At 66.9% G+C, this 3,745-nt stretch carries 5 protein-coding genes and 1 pseudogene; 3 read left to right on the top strand and 3 right to left on the bottom strand.

Annotation, left to right across the window (positions count from 1 at the left end; translation table 11 throughout):
- Positions 1–195 (top strand): annotated as a pseudogene (locus RMO40_RS16180) (GFA family protein); the annotation flags it as partial.
- A gap of 13 nt (positions 196–208) precedes the next feature.
- On the opposite strand, the gene RMO40_RS16175 reads toward RMO40_RS16180, so the two are convergent.
- Positions 209–676, bottom strand: a complete 468-nt coding sequence (locus RMO40_RS16175; protein ID WP_309723608.1) for an Lrp/AsnC family transcriptional regulator — start codon at positions 674–676, stop codon at positions 209–211.
- A 127-nt stretch (positions 677–803) separates the two neighbouring features.
- Here RMO40_RS16175 and RMO40_RS16170 point away from each other — a divergent pair, with 127 nt between their 5' ends.
- The gene (locus tag RMO40_RS16170) at positions 804–1,181 is read left to right on the top strand and encodes a VOC family protein (protein WP_309723603.1); all 378 of its coding nucleotides are present in this window, start codon (positions 804–806) and stop codon (positions 1,179–1,181) included.
- A 3-nt stretch (positions 1,182–1,184) separates the two neighbouring features.
- On the opposite strand, the gene RMO40_RS16165 is transcribed toward RMO40_RS16170, so the two are convergent.
- The gene (locus RMO40_RS16165; protein ID WP_309723600.1) at positions 1,185–2,060 is read right to left on the bottom strand and encodes an acyl-CoA thioesterase II; all 876 of its coding nucleotides are present in this window, start codon (positions 2,058–2,060) and stop codon (positions 1,185–1,187) included.
- 74 nt (positions 2,061–2,134) lie between these two features.
- Here RMO40_RS16165 and RMO40_RS16160 point away from each other — a divergent pair, with 74 nt between their 5' ends.
- On the top strand, positions 2,135–3,229 hold the full coding sequence (locus RMO40_RS16160; protein WP_309723597.1) for a phospholipase A: 1,095 nt from the start codon (positions 2,135–2,137) through the stop codon (positions 3,227–3,229).
- A gap of 3 nt (positions 3,230–3,232) precedes the next feature.
- Here the strand turns inward: RMO40_RS16160 and RMO40_RS16155 are convergent.
- Positions 3,233–3,745 (bottom strand): DUF6537 domain-containing protein (locus RMO40_RS16155; RefSeq protein ID WP_489660179.1); only part of this gene is annotated, 513 nt, incomplete at its 5' end.

Raw genomic sequence — 3,745 nt, 5'->3', positions numbered from 1 at the left:
GTGGGCACGCTCGACGAGCCCGACCGCCTGCCGCCCGACGTGCACATCTTCACCATGTCCAAACAACCCTGGGTGCTGCTGCCACCGGGCACACCGGCCGTGCACGAGTACTACAAGGCCTCGGAGCTGTGGCCGGCCGACAGCCTGGCGCGGCGTGCGGCCTTAATGCGCAAGGCGGCGCCGCCAGCGGGGTGAGCCTCCGTCGCGGTCACGCTGACGGGATGGTGAGCAGCGCGGAGCGTTTGGCCGCTTCCAGCACGATCTGCGTGCTGAAGCTGCGCACGTTCGGGTCGTGCAGCAGGCAGGCTTCGCAAAAGGCGTCGTAGGCCATCAGGTCGGGCACCACCACGATCAGCACATAGTCGGCCACGCCGGTGACGCCATAACACTGCTGCACCTCGCTGCGGGCTGTCACCTTGTCGCGAAAGGCTCGCTGCGCCCGCGCCGACTCGTCGACCAGGTCCACCTGCACGATGGCCGTCACGTCCAGGCCCAGCTGGCGGCAGTCCAGCGAAGCGACCTCCGCCACGATCACACCACTTTCGCGCAGGCGCTTGATGCGCCGCTGAACCGCTGCTGCCGAGAGCCCGACCTGCTCGCCGATCTGCTGCGAAGGCACGCGGGTGTCGGCCTGGTACAGCAAGAGGATGTGGCGGTCGAAAGCGTCGAGGGTCATGGTGGCAAGGGGGCCGCGAGGCGAAGGCTCAGGTTGCGGTTTGGCCGCGTGCGGCCGGGCCAGGATGCGGCCGTTCACACCTCGGCGCGTCGAACAATAACCGAATGCCAATCATGAAGGAGCTCACTTGATCAGCCATGTTTCGCTGGGCACAAAGTGTTATGCCGAGTCGGTGGATTTCTATCAGAACGCGCTCGGCCCGCTCGGCGCGCAGTTGCTGCGCGACACGGGCAAGGAAGCCGCGTTCGGCGTGCCACCGCAGTGGTCGTTTTTCCTCTACCCGGTGGAGGCCTCGGAGGCCGGCGTCACGGCGGCGGGCATGCACCTGGCCTTTCAGGCGGCTTCCCGCGCGCAGGTGATCGGGGTCTACGAACGTGCGCTGTCTGCCGAGGCCGCCAGCCTGTTCTCGCCACGCGAGCGGCCCGACATCAGCGCCACCTACTTCGGCGCGATGTTCACTGATCTGGACGGCCACCGCATCGAGGTCATGACCGACGCGACCTGAAGTTCAGGCCTGGGTCTTCGGCGGCTGCGGCCGCATCAAACCCTCTTGCGCGACGGAGGCGACCAGCCGGCCGTCTTGCGTGAAGATGCTGCCCCGGCAGAAGCCGCGTGCGCCGCGGGCGGCGGGCGAGTCGGTGGCGTAGAGCAGCCACTCGTCCATGCGGAAGTCGTCGTGGAACCACATCGCGTGGTCCAGGCTCACGCCTTGCACGCTGCCGTTCATGAAGCTCAGGCCGTGCGGCAGCAGCGCCGCGTGCAGCAGGCCGAAGTCAGATGAGTAGGCCAGCATCGCCTGGTGCAGCACCGGGTCGTCGGGCAAGCGGTCGGAGGCGCGGAGCCAGGAGTTGTTGAGCGGCCCGCGCACCGGCGGGTTGAACGGGTCGAAGGGGTCGCACTGGCGGATGTCGATCGCCGTTTCGGCGTGCAGCACCGCGCGCAGGCGCTCGGGCAGGCGGTCGATGTGTTTGCGGCGCATCTCGTGCACGCTGATCAAGCCGTCGGGCGGCGGCACTTGCGGCATCACGGCCTGGTGTTGTGGGCCTTCTTCCTTCACATGGAAAGAGGCCGCAAAGTTGAAGATCGGCTGGCCGTGCTGAATGGCGACCACGCGCCGCGTGGTGAAGCTGCCACCGTCGCGGATGCGCTCCACGTCGTAGACGATTCTTGCGGCCTTGTCGCCGGGCCGCAAAAAGTAGGCGTGCAGCGAGTGCACGCTGCGCCCGGGCTCCACCGTGAGGGCCGCCGCCATCAGCGCCTGGCCCAGCACCTGTCCACCGAAGACGCGCGGGCTGCCGATGTCGCCGCTGATGCCGCGAAAGAGGTTGTTCTCGAGCTGCTCCACCTGCAGCATCTCAATCAGTTCTTGGACTTGTGCATTCATGGCCGAAATGATCGCACCAATCGGCAGGCACCAGGCCCGTACCATCGCGGTTGCCTCAACCCGCCCCACTGACCTTGCAGACAGAACACACCACCCCATCGCTGGCACGCCTGGCCGTGCCTTCGCTGCTGCTGATCGCCGCGCTGCCGGGTTGGGCGCAGACCGATCCACCAACCACCTTGCAGGAGTGCGCCGCCATCGGCGCCGCTGCCGACCGCCTGGCCTGCTACGACCGCCTCGCCGGCCGTGCGCCGCCCACCCCGGCGCCCGGCGACGCGCCCGCGCCCACCACGCAGCTGGCGCCCACCTTCACCGCCGCCTCGCCGGCCAACGGAGACGAACCCGACCCGAGCCTGTTGTCCAAGTACTGGGAGCTCGACGCCAAAGACAAGCGCGGCACCTTCAACCTGCTCGGCTACCGCGCCAACTACGTCGCGCCCCTGCACGCCACCAACCGCATCAACCGCGCGCCGAGCTCACCCACCCAGGCCGTGGTGAACCAGCCCAACTACCGCAGCGTCGAGGCCAAGTTCCAGATCTCGCTGCGCACCAAGGTGCTGCAAGACGTGTTCGACAGCGGTGGCGACCTGTGGCTCGCCTTCACCCAGCAGGCCATGTGGCAGATCTGGAACGGGCGCGACTCCAAGCCGTTTCGCAACACCGACTACGAAGCCGAGGGGAGCTTCATCCTGCCCACCAAGCCGAGCCTGCGCCAATTGCCTTGGGGCTGGCAGTGGCGCTTCAGCCAGCTGGCAATTGCCCACCAGTCGAACGGGCAGTCCGACCCGCTGTCGCGCAGCTGGAACCGCGTCTATGCGGGGGTCGGCATCGAGCGGGGTGACCTGACGCTCACCGGCCGCGTCTCACAACGCTTCAATGAGAGCTATTCGAGTGACAACAACCCCGACCTGGTCGACTTCCGTGGCCGCAGCGAGCTGCAGCTGGGTTGGACGCCTGGCGCCTCCACCACCTCGCTGTTGCTGCGCACTGCAGTGCAAGGCCCCAAGTACGGCGCCCTGCAGCTGGAGTGGACCTACCCCGTGAAACGCGACCAGCCCAACGGCCTGCGCTGGTTCGTGCAGGCCTTCAGCGGCTACGGTGAGACGCTGACCGACTACAACTTTCGGCAGAGCAGTTTTGCGCTCGGCCTCATGTTCATGCAGTTCTGACGGTTACGCCGCCTTCTGATCGCCTGCGCGCCACTGCGCCATCAGCCCGGCCCACTTGGGGCGTGCCGTTGCCAGGTGCCGCGCCTTCACATGCCCGTAGCCACGAATGTCTTCTGGGATGCTGGCGATGGCGAGTGCCAGGCCATGGTTGCCGGCGTTCAAGCCGCGCAGCACCTCGTCAATGCTGTCGCGGTACTCGCCGATCAACGCTCGCTCCATCTGGCGCTCTTCGGTCCGGCCGAACACGTCGAAGGCCGTGCCGCGCAGGCCCTTCAACTTGGCCAGCACACGAAACGCGCTGAGCATCCACGGGCCGAACGACTGTTTGACCAACTCGCCCTTGTCGTTCTTCTTCGCGAGCAGCGGCGGGGCCAGGTGGTAGTTGAGCTTGTAGTCCCCTTCGAACTGCGCCGCCACCTTGTCGAGAAACGCCTGGTCGGTATGCAGCCGCGCCACTTCGTATTCGTCCTTGTAGGCCATCAGCTTGAAGAGGTAGCGCGCCACGGCCTCGCTGAG

The sequence above is a fragment of the Rhizobacter sp. genome, from assembly GCF_031412075.1.
Lineage (GTDB): Bacteria > Pseudomonadota > Gammaproteobacteria > Burkholderiales > Burkholderiaceae_C > Rhizobacter.
The sequence above is the reverse complement of the archived record's forward strand: the minus strand, read 5'-3'. Positions and strand labels throughout refer to the sequence as shown.